This is a genomic window from Pseudomonas sp. NBRC 111143, from assembly GCF_001320965.1.
GTDB lineage: Bacteria > Pseudomonadota > Gammaproteobacteria > Pseudomonadales > Pseudomonadaceae > Aquipseudomonas > Aquipseudomonas machongensis.
Window position 1 is genome coordinate 36,101 of the sequence record NZ_BCBT01000016.1, and the last position, 15,222, is coordinate 51,322.

The 15,222-nt window shown below is 64.4% G+C and carries 14 protein-coding genes; 5 read left to right on the forward strand and 9 right to left on the reverse strand.

The features are described from left to right. The first annotated feature begins 1 nt into the window (after nucleotide 1). Nucleotides 2–979, forward strand: coding sequence for an AAA family ATPase (locus APH44_RS11330; protein WP_054892784.1), 978 nt, complete (start codon nucleotides 2–4; stop codon nucleotides 977–979). A gap of 309 nt (nucleotides 980–1,288) precedes the next feature. Here the strand turns inward: APH44_RS11330 and APH44_RS11335 are convergent, their stop codons facing one another. The 9 genes from APH44_RS11335 to APH44_RS11380 all read right to left on the reverse strand — a co-directional run bounded on the left by APH44_RS11335 (nucleotide 1,289) and on the right by APH44_RS11380 (nucleotide 10,569). Further along, nucleotides 1,289–1,975: a S24 family peptidase gene (locus tag APH44_RS11335; RefSeq protein WP_054892785.1), complete on the reverse strand. Its 687-nt coding sequence runs from the start codon at nucleotides 1,973–1,975 to the stop codon at nucleotides 1,289–1,291. Nucleotides 1,976–2,199: 224 nt separating this feature from the next. Next, nucleotides 2,200–2,727, reverse strand: a complete 528-nt coding sequence (gene ppa / locus APH44_RS11340; RefSeq protein ID WP_003255365.1) for an inorganic diphosphatase — start codon at nucleotides 2,725–2,727, stop codon at nucleotides 2,200–2,202. A gap of 93 nt (nucleotides 2,728–2,820) precedes the next feature. Further along, a complete protein-coding gene (locus APH44_RS11345) occupies nucleotides 2,821–3,636 on the reverse strand; it encodes a zinc-dependent peptidase (protein ID WP_054892786.1) in 816 nt (271 codons plus the stop codon). Between the two features lie 6 nt (nucleotides 3,637–3,642). Beyond that, nucleotides 3,643–4,290, reverse strand: a complete 648-nt coding sequence (locus APH44_RS11350; protein WP_054892787.1) for a DedA family protein — start codon at nucleotides 4,288–4,290, stop codon at nucleotides 3,643–3,645. A 279-nt stretch (nucleotides 4,291–4,569) separates the two neighbouring features. Further along, a complete protein-coding gene (locus tag APH44_RS11360) occupies nucleotides 4,570–5,028 on the reverse strand; it encodes a GNAT family N-acetyltransferase (protein WP_054892789.1) in 459 nt (152 codons plus the stop codon). A 108-nt stretch (nucleotides 5,029–5,136) separates the two neighbouring features. Continuing rightward, on the reverse strand, nucleotides 5,137–5,955 hold the full coding sequence (gene eutC, locus APH44_RS11365) for an ethanolamine ammonia-lyase subunit EutC (RefSeq protein ID WP_054892790.1): 819 nt from the start codon (nucleotides 5,953–5,955) through the stop codon (nucleotides 5,137–5,139). Nucleotides 5,956–5,963: 8 nt separating this feature from the next. Next, the gene (locus APH44_RS11370) at nucleotides 5,964–7,358 is read right to left on the reverse strand and encodes an ethanolamine ammonia-lyase subunit EutB (protein WP_054892791.1); all 1,395 of its coding nucleotides are present in this window, start codon (nucleotides 7,356–7,358) and stop codon (nucleotides 5,964–5,966) included. Nucleotides 7,359–7,407: 49 nt separating this feature from the next. Beyond that, complete coding sequence (gene eat / locus APH44_RS11375) at nucleotides 7,408–8,856, reverse strand: ethanolamine permease (protein ID WP_054892792.1); 1,449 nt, start codon at nucleotides 8,854–8,856, stop codon at nucleotides 7,408–7,410. A 192-nt stretch (nucleotides 8,857–9,048) separates the two neighbouring features. After that, nucleotides 9,049–10,569, reverse strand: coding sequence for an aldehyde dehydrogenase family protein (locus APH44_RS11380; RefSeq protein ID WP_054892793.1), 1,521 nt, complete (start codon nucleotides 10,567–10,569; stop codon nucleotides 9,049–9,051). A 265-nt stretch (nucleotides 10,570–10,834) separates the two neighbouring features. Here APH44_RS11380 and APH44_RS11385 point away from each other — a divergent pair, with 265 nt between their 5' ends. From APH44_RS11385 to APH44_RS11400, 4 genes are all read left to right on the forward strand, one after another. Continuing rightward, complete coding sequence (locus APH44_RS11385; RefSeq protein WP_054892794.1) at nucleotides 10,835–12,799, forward strand: sigma-54-dependent Fis family transcriptional regulator; 1,965 nt, start codon at nucleotides 10,835–10,837, stop codon at nucleotides 12,797–12,799. A gap of 66 nt (nucleotides 12,800–12,865) precedes the next feature. Further along, a complete protein-coding gene (gene mpl, locus APH44_RS11390; RefSeq protein WP_054892795.1) occupies nucleotides 12,866–14,215 on the forward strand; it encodes a UDP-N-acetylmuramate:L-alanyl-gamma-D-glutamyl-meso-diaminopimelate ligase in 1,350 nt (449 codons plus the stop codon). After that, the gene (gene ubiX / locus APH44_RS11395; RefSeq protein ID WP_054892796.1) at nucleotides 14,212–14,841 is read left to right on the forward strand and encodes a flavin prenyltransferase UbiX; all 630 of its coding nucleotides are present in this window, start codon (nucleotides 14,212–14,214) and stop codon (nucleotides 14,839–14,841) included. The genes mpl and ubiX overlap by 4 nt, the downstream gene beginning before the upstream one ends. Next, nucleotides 14,838–15,125 (forward strand): YceK/YidQ family lipoprotein, encoded by a 288-nt coding sequence (locus APH44_RS11400; protein WP_054892797.1) that lies wholly within the window; start codon nucleotides 14,838–14,840, stop codon nucleotides 15,123–15,125. The genes ubiX and APH44_RS11400 overlap by 4 nt, the downstream gene beginning before the upstream one ends. Nucleotides 15,126–15,222 lie beyond the last annotated feature (97 nt).

The following is a 15,222-nucleotide window of genomic DNA, read 5'->3' on the forward strand; positions in this document are numbered from 1 at the left end:
CATGTCGTCTCTGCAGGCGTGTGCGCCGGTCTCGCGTTTCGTGTTCGAGCCGCAGCAGGTGATGAGCCTGCTGCGCCAGCGTATCGTCGGCCAGGAGGTGGCGCTGGCGGCCGTGGAGGCGCAGCTCAAGGTGCTCAAGGCCGACATCAGCGACCCTGGGCGCCCGCTCGGCGTGAACCTGTTCATGGGCCCGACCGGGGTCGGCAAGACCGAGATCGTGCGCCTGCTCGCCCAGGCCATCCATGGCCGCCCCGACGCGTTGTGTCGCATCGACATGCAGACCCTGGCCCAGGAGCATTACGCCGCGTCGTTGACCGGGGCGCCGCCGGGCTACGTGGGCAGCAAGGAAGGCATCAGCCTGTTCGACGAGACACTGATTGCCGGCAGCTACAGCCGCCCTGGCATCGTGTTGTTCGATGAATTGGAAAAAGCCAGCGACCAAGTGCTGCGCAGCCTGCTGGGCATCCTCGAAAGCGGCCGCCTGACCCTGGCGGGCGGCACCCGCACCCTGGACTTTCGCAACAGCCTGATTTTCATGACCAGCAACGTGGGGGCGCGTGAGGCCGGGCGGCGGATGCGTCGGGGATGGCGGCGATGGCTGGCGCTGTTCGGCGAGTCCGAGGCGCAGGTGCTCGAGCGCGCGCTGCACCAGCGTTTCGAACCGGAGTTTCTCAATCGCATCGACCGCATCCTCATGTTCGAGCGCATCGAAGGGCGCTGGCTGGAAGCGTTGCTGGATATCGAGTTGGCCAGGCTGGCGCAGCGCCTGGGGCCTCAGCGCCGCGTGCAGTTGGACGAGTCGGCGCGGGCCTGGCTGATCGCTGGGCACGACGTACGTTTCGGGGCCAGGGCCCTTGGGCGACGCGTGCGGGTGATGCTGGAGCCGGCGATTGCCGACTGTCTGCTGGACGCTGACGGGAAAGGGGATATGAAGGTGACACTGCGCGGCGAACGGCTACTGGTCACGCGCTGCGCCTGAGCAGGGGCAGGGCCGTGGTAGCGAGCCCACCCGCGTAGCAGACAACGCGAAGGGCAAGGATTGCGCGCTGGATTTCGGGCAGTAAAAAGCCGGCTTGTGGCCGGCTCTCGGGGACGGGCTTGGCTAATTTTTGGTAAGCCGCAACCGCCTTAACAGGTTGGCCATCGAGGCCTGAAAAAGATGACAAACGGCCGTGTGGGGCGTTGTCAGGTGCTCTGGGATGCGGCTTTTGCCGACCCTCAGCTAAATGTGCCGCGTAGCATACTAGGGCTCGCCAGGGATGCCCAGCGAAAATTGGCACCGGGTGTTTCATACGGGGCGCTGACGGCTGAACCACGACCACCAGAATACCCAACCCAGTACCTGCATGCCCTGGGCGTGGCGCTGGGCCGGGGTGTAGCGCTCGACGGCGTAGTTGCGTCGGTCGTGGCTGTGCAGGCACAGCGTGCCGTTCTGGCTCAGGCTGAGGCTGTGCACCCGCAACCGGCCCTCGTGCATCAGCGCGTAGGTCTGCCCGTCGACCACGCGGGTCAGGCTGCGGTCGATGGCCAGGGCGGCGCCAATGGGGATCAGCGGTGCCATGTTGGCGTCTGGCATGTCCAGGCAGATGGCGTTTTCCGGGAGGATGCCGAGCGTCTCCAATGCCTGCGCCGACACCAGCAGGTGGCGATCCGGATCCGATATGAGCTGGCCGTCGAGCAGGCGGTGGAAATCGACGCAGATCTGCCTGCCGCCATGACCTGGGGGCGCGGTTTCGGGCTGTGGCAGGCCGGGGCGCAGGATCGGGCTCGGGTGCTTGGGGCCTTCGCCGCTCCGCAGCCAGTGGCGATAGACGCAGAACAGGTCGGCGATTTCGTCCAGGCGCGCCAGGGGAATACCCCGTTTGAACCAGTTGTTCACGTGCTGGGGTGTGACATTGCGCTGGGCGGCGAAGTCGGAAGGGGTCAGGCCACATTCCTGCAGGAGTGTCTTGAGACGGTCACCGGAATTGTTCATGGCGGCGAGTCTAGATTGTGGCGCCAGGGGAGGAAATAAACAGGGTGTTTATGCTGCGGGTGGGAATCTGAGGCTGTTGTCGGCTGTTTTTGCAGGTTGATGTGGGATTTCTCTTTTATTTTTGGATGAGACGTTTGAGGAGCCTGCAAGAAAACGGTGTGTGTATCCGAGAGGCATAAAAAAGCCCGGCACAGATGGCCGGGCTTTTCATGGCAAGGCAGTCATCAGCCCTTGTAGGCGGCAACCGACTTGGTGATCGCGGCGCGGGCGGCGTCAGCGCCTTCCCAGCCTTCGATCTTGACCCACTTGCCCTTCTCCAGATCCTTGTAGTTGGCGAAGAAGTGCTCGATCTGCTGGATCAGCAGTGCCGGCAGGTCGGTGTACTCTTTCACGTCGACGTACAGCTGCGACAGCTTGTCGTGCGGTACGGCGATGACCTTGGCGTCGCCGCCGCCGTCGTCGGTCATGTTCAGTACGCCGACCGGACGGGCGCGGATCACCGAGCCTGGGGCGACCGGGTACGGGGTGACGACCAGCACGTCCAGCGGATCACCGTCGTCGGCCAGGGTGTTGGGGATGAAGCCGTAGTTGGCTGGGTAGAACATCGGGGTCGCCATGAAACGGTCGACGAACAGGGTATCGCTGTCCTTGTCGATCTCGTATTTGATCGGCGCGTGGTTGGCAGGGATCTCGATGGCGACGTAGATGTCGTTCGGCAGGTCCTTGCCCGCAGGAATCTTGCTGTAGCTCATTGGGCTTTGCCCCCGTGATTGACCAAAAAAGTGGCGGCGATTATAGGCACATTCCGCCAGCGCATGCCACGGTCGGCCTGATGTGCGGGCGTATCAGACGTGGGCGTCGCGGTACTGCGGGTGTTCGGCCTGCAGGCGTGTCAGGCGGGCCAGCGTGTCCTGGCGATAGAACAGCGACAATTGTCGGTACACCTGTGGATAACTTTCGTGCAGCAGGTCTGGAGCACTGAAGAAGTATTCACTGGTCACGGCGAAGAATTCGGCCGGATTTTCCGCAGCGTAGGGATCGATGGGCGTTTCCAGGTCAGGGTTGGCGTCGAGCTGGCGGTTGAGGTCGTCGTAGGCCTGCTGCATGGCGTGGGCCCAGGCATTGACGTCCATGCCCGGGTGCAGGGGCGGCAGGCCGTTGGCGTCGCCGTTGAGCATGTCGAGCTTGTGCGCCAGCTCGTGGATCACCAGGTTGTAGGCTTCCCAACCGCCGCTGGCCTCGACGCCGGCCCAGGCCATGATCACCGGGCCCTGCTGCCAGGCCTCGCCGCTGTGTTCGCCGTCCCACACATGCTCGACACCACTGGCATCGCGGTGGCGCTGGGGGCTCTTGAAGTCGTCGGGGTAGAGGATGATCTCGTGAAAGCCCTGGTACCAGTTCAGCTCGCCCAGGTGCAGCAGTGGAAGCTGGGCCTGGGCAGCGAGGAACAGGCGCTGTTCGTCGCCCAGCTCGACGCCGGGCAGGGTGGTGAGGTGCTTGTCGTAGAGAAACAGCACGCTGGCCTCGCGCAGCCAGCGGTCTTCCTCGTCGCTGATGCCGTCGAGCAGGGGCAGGCGGTCACGGATCGCCTGCCACAGCGCTGGATCGACCTGGTAGCGCGCCAGAGTGCGCTTGCGCCGCCAGGCGCTGAACGACCACATGGACGGTCAGTGGGCCTTGGCGGTACGGCCCAGTCGGCCACGCAGAAGGCCCAGGATCATCGGCACCAGCGACAGGACGATGATGGCCACGACCATGAGCGACAGGTGCTGCTTGATGAAGGGCACGTTACCGAAGAAGTAGCCCAGGGTGACCAGGCCGCCAACCCACAGCAGGGTGCCGGCGACGCTGAAACCGAGGAAACGCGGGTAGTGCATGTGGGCAATGCCGGCGACGAACGGGGCGAAGGTGCGCAGGATGGGCAGGAAGCGGGCAAGGGTGACGGTCTTGCCGCCGTGGCGTTCGTAGAATTCGTGGGTGCGCTGCAGGTAGTCGCGGCGGAAGATCTTCGAGTTCGGGTTGCGGAACAGGCGTTCCCCGGCCGTTCGTCCGATCACGTAGTTGGTGCTGTCGCCGAGGATCGCGGCGACCATCAGCAGGCCGGCGAGCAGTACCGGATCCATGCCTCCGCCCGCGGCCACGGCGCCGGCGATGAACAGCAGCGAATCGCCCGGCAGGAAGGGCATGACCACAAGGCCGGTCTCGCAGAAGATCACCGCGAACAGGATGGCGTAGATCCAGGGACCATAGTTGGTCACCAGCAGGTCGAGGTAGGCATCGAGATGCAGGATAAGGTCCAGCGGGTTGAATTCCATGTACAGCACCTGTTGTCTTGACCCGCTTCCACGGGCGCGCGATGACGGACGACGTCATTTTGCGTGGGCATGTTCACCGGTGGATGGGTAACTTTTCACACATGACGAATGGGGCATTATACGGCGAAGTCGTGAAGATGCCCGGGGAGTTTGTAGCGGGGGGTTACGGGGCGGCGCGAGCCGTCCCCCGCAGGGTGGACGGCACTGGCCTTCAGATCTGAACAGGACTGTTGCTTGCAATAGGAGGCACGTCAAGCAATTTCAGATGAGCCCGATCGGTCAATCCTGGCTGATCGGCAGGACGTAGTTCTCGAACTCGGTATCCTTGCGAAAGCCCATGGACTCGTAGGTCTTCATCGCTACCTCGTTGTCGCTGCTGGTGGAGACGCGCATGCGCACGGCGTTGGTTTCCTTCGCCATCTTCTTGGCTTCGCGCATCAGGTGGTCGGCCACCAGCATGCGTCGGGAATCCTCGGCAACGTAGATATCGTTGAGGATCCACACACGTTTGAGCGATAGCGAGGAAAAACTCGGGTAGAGCTGGCAGAAACCCAGCAGCTTGCTGTTGTCGTCATCCGGCAGGGCAAGGTAGATCACCGATTCACCGCGTTTCAGGCGCTTCTCGAGAAAACTGCGCGAGGTGTCCGGGTAGGGCAGTTGCCCATAGAACTCGCGATAGGTGACGAACAGCGGGGTGAGCAGGTCGAGGTGTTCCAGGGTTGCCTTGATGATGCGCATGAGCAGGCCTCAGAGTCCATGGGGGAACGGGGGGATGCAAGCTGCCTCGTACCGGCATGCTGCCCCAAGCCAGCCTAGAAGCGCAATCCGCCTTGGGTTACATGTTTTCTACCCTTCACCGAGCAGGAAGTTTCCGCATTTGCTGGACGAGTTTTCGCTGTCGATGCTGTGGACCTCGGCTTCATCCTTCAGGTTCACCCCTGAAAGCTGTCGGCGACAGGCCTCGCGCATCAGGTACAGCAGACGATGCGCGGCCATGCCGTAGCTCAGGCCTTCCAGGCGCACGTTGGAGATGCAATTGCGGTAGGCGTCGGTCAGGCCCACTTTCGGGGCGTAGGTGAAGTACAGGCCCAGGCTGTCGGGCGAGCTCAGGCCAGGGCGTTCGCCGATCAGCATCACGGTCATCCGCGCACCGAGCAGCTCGCCGACTTCGTCGGCCACCGCGACTCGGCCCTGTTCCACCAGGATCACCGGGGCGCTGCTCCAGCCATCGGCGGCGGCCTGTTCCTCGAAGCGGCTCAGCAAGGGCAGCGTGTGGCGATGCACGGCCAATGCCGAGAGGCCGTCGGCCACCACGATTGCCAGATCGACGCCGCCCGGGTTGGCCTGGGCGTGTTCACGCAGTTTCAGTGCCGAGTCGTCGCTCAGGCGACGCCCAAGGTCAGGACGTTGCAGATACTGGTGACGATCGGCGGCGGCGCTGTGCAGCAACAGGCTGTCACGGCCACGGTCGCTCAGTTGCTGGCGCAGGCCGGCATGGTCGAAGGGCAGGTGCACCGCATCGCGGGCCTGGGCGTGGGCGAACTGGAAATCCAGCTGCGCCCCGGTCGGCAGGCTGGTACCGGTACGGCCCAGGGCGATGCGCGCGGGCGTCAGGTTGCGCAGGGCCAGCCAGGGGTTGTCATGCGTGGGGGTAGGTCGGTCCATGGTCGTCCCTATGCGAGCTGCGCCAACGCGTGGCGGAAGGCCGGAGGCAGGTTGTCGCCGAAGCGTACCCGGCCGTCGGCCTGGGTGAAGATGCCGGTGCGTTCCAGCCAGGCCTCGAATTCCGGGCCGGGTTTCAGGCCGAGCGTCTGGCGCGCGTAAAGCGCGTCGTGGAACGAGGTGGTCTGGTAGTTGAGCATGATGTCGTCGGAGCCAGGGATGCCCATGATGAAGTTGATCCCGGCGACACCGAGCAGGGTCAGCAAGGTGTCCATGTCATCCTGGTCGGCTTCGGCGTGGTTGGTGTAGCAGATGTCGCAACCCATCGGCACGCCGAGCAGCTTGCCGCAGAAGTGGTCTTCCAGGCCGGCGCGGATGATCTGCTTGCCGTTGTACAGGTACTCCGGGCCGATGAAACCGACCACGGTGTTGACCAGGAATGGCTTGAAATGCCGGGCCACGGCGTAGGCGCGGGTCTCGCAGGTCTGTTGATCGACGCCGTGGTGGGCGTTGGCCGACAGCGCGCTGCCCTGGCCGGTCTCGAAGTACATGAGGTTCTGCCCGAGGGTGCCGCGCTTGAGCGATAGCCCTGCCTCGTAGCCTTCCTGGAGTACGTTGAGGTTGATGCCGAAGCCAGCGTTGGCGGCCTCGGTGCCGGCGATGGACTGGAACACCAGGTCCAGCGGCACGCCGCGGTTGATCGCCTCGATCGAGGTGGTGACGTGGGTGAGCACGCAGGCCTGGGTGGGAATGTCGTAGCGCTGGATGATCGCGTCGAGCATTTCCAGCAGTGCGCAGATCGAGGCGATGCTGTCGGTAGCCGGGTTGATGCCGATCATGGCGTCGCCGTTGCCGTACAGCAGGCCGTCGAGGATGCTGGCGGCGATGCCGGCGGGTTCGTCGGTGGGGTGGTTGGGCTGCAGACGGGTCGAAAGCCGCCCGCGCAGGCCCATGGTGCCGCGAAACGCGGTGACCACGCGGATCTTCTGTGCCACCAGCACCAGGTCCTGGACGCGCATGATCTTCGACACGGCGGCGGCCATTTCCGGCGTCAGGCCGGGGGCCAGGGCGCGCAGGCTGGCTTCGTCGGCCGCTTCGCTGAGCAGCCAGTCACGCAGGCCGCCGACGGTGAGGTGGCTGACCGGGGCGAACGCGGCGGCGTCATGGGTGTCGATGATCAGCCGGGTGATTTCGTCCTGTTCGTAGGGGATCAGCGCTTCGCTGAGAAAGTGGCTGAGCGGGATGTTGGCCAGGGCCATCTGCGCGGCGACCCGTTCGCCGTCGTTGGCGGCGGCGACGCCGGCCAGGAAGTCGCCCGAACGCGCCGGGCTGGCCTTGGCCATGACTTCCTTGAGGCTGTCGAAGCGGTAGACCAGATTGCCTACCGTGTGTACGAAACTTGCCATACAGAATCTCCAGAGCGCCGCAGGGCTGGCCTGCGGCGTAAGTCGGCGATCAGTGCAAGGCCTCTTCGGCCTTCTGGATCGCGGCGAATTCCTCTTCCGGCGTCCCGGCCACCAGATGGTGACGACTGTAGAAAGCAAAGTAGGCAATTAATACCGCATAGATCACGGCAGCGCCAATCACCACGCGTGGGTCGACCAGGAAGCCGGCGACCACGGCGATGCAGGCCAGCACCAGGGCCACGCCCGAGGTGAAGATGCCGCCGGGGGTACGGTACGGGCGCTCCATCTTCGGCCGACGGATGCGCAGGGTGATGTGCGCGGCCATCATCAGCACGTAGGACAGGGTGGCACCGAACACCGCGACCAGGATCAGCAGGTCACCCTGGCCGGTCAGCGACAGGGCGAAACCGATGATGCCGGGGATCACCAGGGCCAGTACCGGCGCCTTGCTCTTGTTGGTTTGCGAGAGCTTGCGAGGCAGGTAGCCCGCGCGCGAAAGCGCGAAGATCTGCCGCGAATAGGCGTAGATGATCGAGAAGAAGCTGGCGATCAGCCCAGCCAGGCCGACCAGGTTGACGAAGCCGCCCATCCAGGTCGAGCCGCCGTACGCCTTCGACAGTGCCTCGACCAGCGGGTTGCCCGAAGCCTTGAGCGCTTCGGAGCCGGCGCCGCCGGGGCCGACCACCAGGATCAGCAAGGCGAAGGCCAGCAGCACCAGCATCGCGCCGATCAGGCCGCGGGGCAGGTCGCGCTTGGGGTTCTTGGTCTCTTCGGCGGCCAGGGGCACGCCTTCGACGGCGAGGAAGAACCAGATCGCATAGGGGATCGCCGCCCAGATGCCGACATAGCCGAATGGCAGGAAGCTGCTGGCGCCGACGGCGTCGGTCTTGGCGATGTCGAACAGGTTGGCTGCATCAAAATGGGGCACCATGCCGATCAGGAACACCGCCAGTGCAATCGCAGCGACGGCGGTGATGATGAACATCAGCTTCAGCGCCTCGCCGACCCCGAAGATGTGGATGCCGATGAAGACGATGTAGAACGCCAGGTAGATCATCCAGCCGCCGATGCCGAACAGCGATTGGCAGTAGGCGCCGATGAACACGGCGATGGCAGCGGGGGCGATGGCGTATTCGATGAGGATCGCCGTGCCGGTGAGAAAGCCGCCCCAGGGCCCGAACGCGCTGCGGGCGAAGCCGTAGCCACCGCCCGCGGTGGGGATCATCGAGGACAGTTCGGCCAGCGAGAAGCACATGCACAGGTACATGGTGGCCATCAGCAGCGTGGCCAGGAACATGCCGCCCCAGCCACCTTGGGCGAGGCCGAAGTTCCAGCCGGCGTAGTCGCCGGAAATCACGTAGGCCACGCCCAGGCCCACCAGCAGGACCCAGCCTGCGGCGCCTTTTTTCAGTTCACGCTGCTGGAAATAGTCGGAGCCGACTTTCTCGAAATCTACGGAAGAACTTGCCGGCGTGCCGGCGGATTGATCGCTTGGCATGGATTCACCTGTTGTTTTTTTGCGGGCCGGAAGGGGTTCCGGACCTTGGTGATTGTGTTGCAGGAAGCGAGCCAGAGCGGTTGGGACACGCCAACCGGCCTGAATTCTGGTGTATGCAGGTCTGGCCTCTTCGCGGGCAAGTCGCAGCGGCGGTTCGCCGCTGCGACTTGCCCGCGAAGGGCGCACCTCGGTTTAGAAGAAGCCCAGCGGATTGATGTCGTAGCTCACCAGCAGGTTCTTGGTCTGCTGGTAGTGGTCGAGCATCATCTTGTGGGTTTCACGGCCGACGCCGGACTTCTTGTAGCCACCGAACGCGGCATGCGCCGGGTACAAGTGGTAGCAGTTGGTCCACACGCGGCCGGCCTTGATGCCGCGGCCCATGCGGTAGGCGCGGTTGATGTCGCGGGTCCAGACGCCGGCACCCAGGCCAAACTCGGTGTCGTTGGCGATCGCCAGGGCTTCGGCTTCATCCTTGAAGGTGGTGACGCTGACCACCGGGCCGAAGATTTCCTCCTGGAACACACGCATCTTGTTGTTGCCCTTGAGCAGGGTCGGCTGGATGTAATAGCCGGTGGCCAGCGAGCCATCGAGTTGCTCTACCTTGCCGCCTGTCAGCAGCTCGGCGCCCTCTTCCTGGGCAATCTTGAGGTAGGACTGGATCTTCTCGAACTGCTGCTGCGAGGCCTGCGCGCCGACCATGGTGTCGGTGTCCAGTGGGTCGCCGCGCTTGATCTGCAGCACCTTCTTCATCACCACTTCCATGAACTGCGGGTAGATCGACTCCTGCACCAGGGCACGGGACGGGCAGGTGCACACCTCGCCCTGGTTGAAGAAGGCCAGGACCATGCCTTCGGCGGCCTTCTCGATGAAGGTCGGCTCGGCTTGCATGATGTCTTCGAAGTAGACGTTCGGCGACTTGCCGCCCAGCTCCACGGTGGACGGGATGATGTTCTCCGCGGCGCATTTCATGATGTGCGAGCCCACCGGGGTGGAGCCGGTGAAGGCGATCTTGGCGATGCGCTTGCTGGTGGCCAGCGCTTCACCGGCTTCGCGGCCGTAGCCCTGCACCACGTTGAGCACGCCCTTGGGCAGCAGGTCGCCGATCAGTTCGAGCAGTACGGTGATGCCCAGCGGGGTCTGCTCGGCGGGCTTGAGCACCACGCAGTTGCCGGCGGCCAGGGCCGGGGCGAGCTTCCAGGCGGCCATCAGCAGCGGGAAGTTCCACGGGATGATCTGGCCGACCACGCCCAGCGGTTCGTGGATGTGGTAGGCGACAGTGTTTTCGTTGATCTCGGCGGCGCCGCCTTCCTGGGCGCGAATGCAGCCGGCGAAATAGCGGAAATGATCGACCGCCAGCGGGATGTCGGCGTTGAGGGTCTCGCGGATCGGTTTGCCGTTGTCCCAGGTTTCGGTGATGGCCAGCACTTCGAGGTTCTGCTCGATGCGATCGGCGATCTTCAGCAGAACGTTGGAGCGGTCCTGCACGCTGGTACGGCCCCAGGCGTCGGCGGCGGCGTGGGCGGCATCCAGGGCTTTGTCGATGTCTTCGGCAGTGGAGCGGGGGAATTCTGCGATCAGCTTGCCATTCACCGGCGAGGTGTTCTCGAAGTATTGCCCTTTGACCGGAGCTACGAACTCGCCGCCGATGTAGTTGCCGTAGCGGCTCTTGAACGAGACCTTGGCGCCCTCGGTACCGGGATGTGCGTAACGCATGGTGTGTCTCCTGGCTATTGTGTTTGTTGGGGAGTTGGAAAGCGTAGAGCAAAGGTCGGGCCAGTGCTTTGCGGCCCTTTGCAATCAATGACTTGGATCAGTCGTCGAGCGACTTCGAGCGGGTGTTGTGCCGAGAGCGGTACAGGCAGGGTGACACTTTGTGCCATTGGCGAGACGCTGCTGACTCGGCGGTCGGGCCGTCATTGCAAAGCGTTCTCGGGAGGAGGATGCTGGCGGGACGCTTCATCTGCGGAGAACAACAAAAATGCAGAGCAACGCTTTCAGTCGCCATGCCCAGCAGGTACTCACGGTCGCTCGCGGGCAGCCCCACGGCCCGGCCAGCGACCCGTCCATCGCGCGCTCCTGGCTGCGCTGCCTCGAGGACTATCACCTCGACCCTGCGCTGGCCCAGGCTCCGGTGGTGCTCGAGCACGGGCGCCTGCTGGAGAGTCGCGAACGCCTGCAGCAGGTGCTGCAGATCGCCGATGGCGAGATGAACAGCCTGCATCAGCAGTTGTCCGGCTCGGGCCACGCGGTGCTGCTTACCGACGCCCGCGGCGTGATCCTCAACTGCGTCACCGCGCCCAGCGAGCGACGGATCTTCGAGCGTGCCGGGCTGTGGCTCGGTGCAGACTGGAGCGAGGCGCGCGAGGGCACCAATGGCATCGGCACCTGCCTGGTCGAGCGCCAGGCCCTGACCATTCACCAGGACGAACACTTTCGCGGCCGCCATACCGGGCTGACCTGCTCGGCCAGCCCGGTGTTCGATCCGCACGGCGAGCTGCTGGCCGTGCTCGATGTATCCTCGGCGCGCCCGGATGTCTCGCGCCAGAGCCAGTTCCATACCATGGCGCTGGTCAACCTCTCGGCGAAGATGATCGAGAGCTGCTATTTCCTGCGGCACTTCGAGCATCACTGGTTGTTGCGCTTTCATCTGCAGGCCGAGTCGGTCGGGCTGTTCAGCGAGGGGCTGCTGGCCTTTGACGGCAATGGCCGGGTCTGTGCGGTCAACCAGAGCGCGCTGAACCTGTTAGGCAGCATTCGTGGCGGGGTGCTGGGCAAGCCGGTCGGGCGCTTCTTCGCCTGCAGTCACGACGAGCTGTTCAGCCGCGCCACGACGCAAGGCAGTGCGGCTTGGCCGCTGCGTACCCATGACGGGCGTCAGGTCTTTGCCAGCGTGCGCGGGCAGGCGCACAAGCCGGTGTGGTCGGTGCCAGCGTCCTTGCCGCTGGCCACTCCGCGTGCCGAGCCTGGCATCTGCCTGCTCGACCCGGCCCTGCAACGGGATTTTCATCGTGCGTTGCGGGTTTACCAGCGCGACGTACCATTATTGCTGCGTGGCGAAACCGGTTGCGGCAAGGAGGCGTTTGCCCAGGCCGTGCACCAGGCCAGCGAACGTAGCGCCAAGCCGTTCGTGGCGATCAACTGCGCATCGATTCCGGAAAGCCTGATCGAGAGTGAACTGTTCGGCTATCGCGGCGGTAGTTTCACCGGGGCGCGCAAGGAAGGGATGCGCGGCAAGCTGCTGCAAGCGGACGGTGGCACCTTGATGCTGGACGAGATCGGCGACATGCCGCTGGCCCTGCAGACCCGCCTGCTGCGAGTGCTGGAGGAGCGTCAGGTGGTGCCGATCGGGGGTGAGCCGCAGGCGGTGGACCTGCGCATCGTCAGCGCCACTCACCGGGATCTACTGGAGCGGGTGGCGCAGGGGGCGTTCCGTGAGGATCTGTATTACCGGCTCAATGGGCTGGAAGTTGCGCTGCCAGCGGTGCGTGAGCGCAGCGACAAGGCTCAGTTGCTGGATTTCCTGCTGAGTCAGGAGGCCGAAGGGCAAGCCATCGAGATCTCGCCCGAGGCGCGTGAGGCGTTGTTGGGCTTTGCCTGGCCGGGGAACGTACGGCAGATGCGTAACGTGCTGCGCACCTTGGTGGCGTTGTGCGATGGTCAGCGCATCGAGCTGCAGGACCTTCCCCAGACTGTTGTGGGAATGGGATTGCCCCGCGCTGGCTCAAGCGGGGGCAGCGATGTTGACTGTGCTGACGCCATCGCGGGGCAAGCCCGCTCCTATAGAAATGATCGTGCACCGCTGGAAAGTGCCGAGCGCGTTGCACTGTTGAAGGTACTGGAGGCAAACTGCTGGCACATGACCCGCGTCGCTGAACACTTGGGCATCAGCCGCAATACCTTGTATCGAAAACTGCGCAAACACGGTATCGCCAGGGCCAGTTGAGCGAAACAGCGGGTGCGATTTCCCTCGCCCTGGGCTACCCTGCCTCGATGTTTTGCGAGGTCGATCATGCACATTCACATTCTCGGTATTTGCGGCACTTTCATGGGTTCGCTGGCGGTGCTCGCCAAGGAGCTCGGCCATCGCGTCACCGGTTCCGACGCCAACGTCTATCCGCCGATGAGCACTCAGCTCGAGGCTCAGGGCATCGAGCTCACCCAAGGCTACGATCCGGCCCAGCTGGAGCCGGCTCCTGACCTAGTGGTGATCGGCAACGCCATGTCGCGTGGCAACCCTGCCGTGGAATACGTGCTGAACAAAGGCCTGCCTTATGTCTCCGGCCCGCAGTGGCTGGCCGACCATGTGCTGCAGGGCCGCTGGGTGCTGGCCGTGGCCGGTACCCATGGCAAGACCACCACCAGCAGCATGCTGGCCTGGGTGCTGGAGCATGCGGGCATGAGCCCGGGCTTCCTGATCGGCGGCGTGCCGCAGAACTTCTCGGTCTCGGCGCGCCTGGGCGGCACGCCGTTCTTCGTGGTGGAGGCCGACGAATACGACAGCGCCTTCTTCGATAAGCGTTCGAAGTTCGTGCATTATCACCCGCGCACCGCGATCCTCAACAACCTTGAGTTCGATCATGCGGACATCTTCCCGGATCTGGCGTCCATCGAGCGGCAGTTCCACCATCTGGTTCGGACCATTCCGAGTGAGGGGCTGGTCATCCACCCGACCACCGAGCAGGCGCTCGAGCGGGTCATCGGCATGGGCTGCTGGACTCCGGTGCAAACCACTGGCGAAGGTGGCCAGTGGCAGGCGCGCCTGCTGAGTCCGGACGGTTCGCGCTTCGAAGTGCTGTTCGAGGGTGAGGCACAAGGGGTGGTGGACTGGGCCTTGACTGGCCAGCACAACGTCGCCAATGCCCTGGCCACGCTTGCCGCCGCGCGCCATGTTGGCGTGGTGCCGGCCATGGGCATCGATGGCCTCAGCGCCTTCAAGAGCGTCAAGCGGCGCATGGAGAAGGTCGCCGAGGTGCAGGGTGTGACCATCTACGACGATTTCGCCCACCACCCCACCGCCATCGCCACCACCCTTGACGGCCTGCGCAAGCGTGTGGGTGAGGCACCGGTGATTGCGGTGATCGAGCCGCGCTCCAACTCCATGAAACTGGGCGCCCACCGGGATGGCCTGCCGGAAAGTGTCAACGACGCCGACCAAGTGATCTGGTACGCCCCGGGCAACCTGGGCTGGGACCTGGCCGCCACGGCGGCGCAGTGCTCGGTGCCGAGCGTGGTGGCCGACAGCCTCGAGGCGATCATCGAGCGGGTCAAGGGCCAGGCACGTCCGGGCACCCATGTGGTGATCATGAGCAATGGCGGCTTCGGCGGTCTGCACGGCAAGCTGGCCGAGGCCCTGAAGTGAGCGGCCCGGAGCGCATCACCCTGGCGATGACCGGCGCCTCCGGGGCGCAATACGGCCTGCGCCTGCTCGATTGCCTGGTGCGTGAGGACCGTGAGGTGCACTTCCTCATCTCCAAGGCGGCGCAACTGGTGATGTCCACCGAAACCGACGTGGTGCTGCCGCCCAAGCCACAGGCGATGCAGGCTTTCCTGACCGAATACACCGGCGCTGCGGATGGGCAGATCCGCGTGTATGGCAAGGAAGACTGGATGTCGCCGGTGGCCTCGGGCTCCGGCGCACCTGCGGCGATGGTGGTGGTGCCCTGTTCGACCGGCACGCTGTCGGCAATCGCCACGGGTGCTTGCAACAACTTGATCGAGCGGGCGGCGGACGTGACCCTCAAGGAGCGCCGGCAACTGATCCTGGTGCCGCGTGAAGCGCCGTTCTCCACCATCCACCTGGAGAACATGCTCAAGCTCTCGCAGATGGGCGCGGTGATCCTGCCGGCGGCGCCGGGCTTCTATCACCAGCCGCAGACCATCGATGACCTGGTGGACTTCGTTGTCGCGCGAGTGCTCAACCTGCTGAACATCCCTCAGGACATGTTGCCGCGCTGGGGCGAGCATCATTACGGGGTCGATGATTGAAGTGCGCGCTGACAGGCTTGCTGCTGCTGGGCTGCCTGAGTGGTTGCGCGACAGTGCGAACGCTGGATGCCAACCAGCCGGGGGCGCCGGTGGTGTATGCCGGCACTCGGCTGGACCTGTATGTGATGAATGGCGGGTGCTGCCCTGAGGATCGCTTCGGGGCCAAGGCACCGGGCTATCCTGCTCTGGATCTGCCCGGGAGCATGTTGCTCGATACACTGCTGCTGCCGTTGTCGGTGCTGACGGCGCTGGGGGTTGGGTTCAACGCCAGCGGCGGACTGTAGCGGCCCTTTCGCGGGTAAACCCGCTCCCACAGGGATCGCACCGTCTTTGAACCCTGTGCGGGCCTTGTGGGAGCGGGTTTACCCGCGAAGAGGCCTT

Bases quoted from the DNA above. Each gene is read 5' to 3' on its own strand.
- APH44_RS11330 (WP_054892784.1), top strand. From the start codon at position 2: ATGTCGTCTCTGCAGGCGTGTGCGCCGGTCTCGCGTTTCGTGTTCGAG.
- APH44_RS11335 (WP_054892785.1), bottom strand. From the start codon at position 1,975: ATGAACAATTCCGGTGACCGTCTCAAGACACTCCTGCAGGAATGTGGC.
- ppa (WP_003255365.1), bottom strand. From the start codon at position 2,727: ATGAGCTACAGCAAGATTCCTGCGGGCAAGGACCTGCCGAACGACATC.
- APH44_RS11345 (WP_054892786.1), bottom strand. From the start codon at position 3,636: ATGTGGTCGTTCAGCGCCTGGCGGCGCAAGCGCACTCTGGCGCGCTAC.
- APH44_RS11350 (WP_054892787.1), bottom strand. From the start codon at position 4,290: ATGGAATTCAACCCGCTGGACCTTATCCTGCATCTCGATGCCTACCTC.
- APH44_RS11360 (WP_054892789.1), bottom strand. From the start codon at position 5,028: ATGCGCATCATCAAGGCAACCCTGGAACACCTCGACCTGCTCACCCCG.
- eutC (WP_054892790.1), bottom strand. From the start codon at position 5,955: ATGGACCGACCTACCCCCACGCATGACAACCCCTGGCTGGCCCTGCGC.
- APH44_RS11370 (WP_054892791.1), bottom strand. From the start codon at position 7,358: ATGGCAAGTTTCGTACACACGGTAGGCAATCTGGTCTACCGCTTCGAC.
- eat (WP_054892792.1), bottom strand. From the start codon at position 8,856: ATGCCAAGCGATCAATCCGCCGGCACGCCGGCAAGTTCTTCCGTAGAT.
- APH44_RS11380 (WP_054892793.1), bottom strand. From the start codon at position 10,569: ATGCGTTACGCACATCCCGGTACCGAGGGCGCCAAGGTCTCGTTCAAG.
- APH44_RS11385 (WP_054892794.1), top strand. From the start codon at position 10,835: ATGCAGAGCAACGCTTTCAGTCGCCATGCCCAGCAGGTACTCACGGTC.
- mpl (WP_054892795.1), top strand. From the start codon at position 12,866: ATGCACATTCACATTCTCGGTATTTGCGGCACTTTCATGGGTTCGCTG.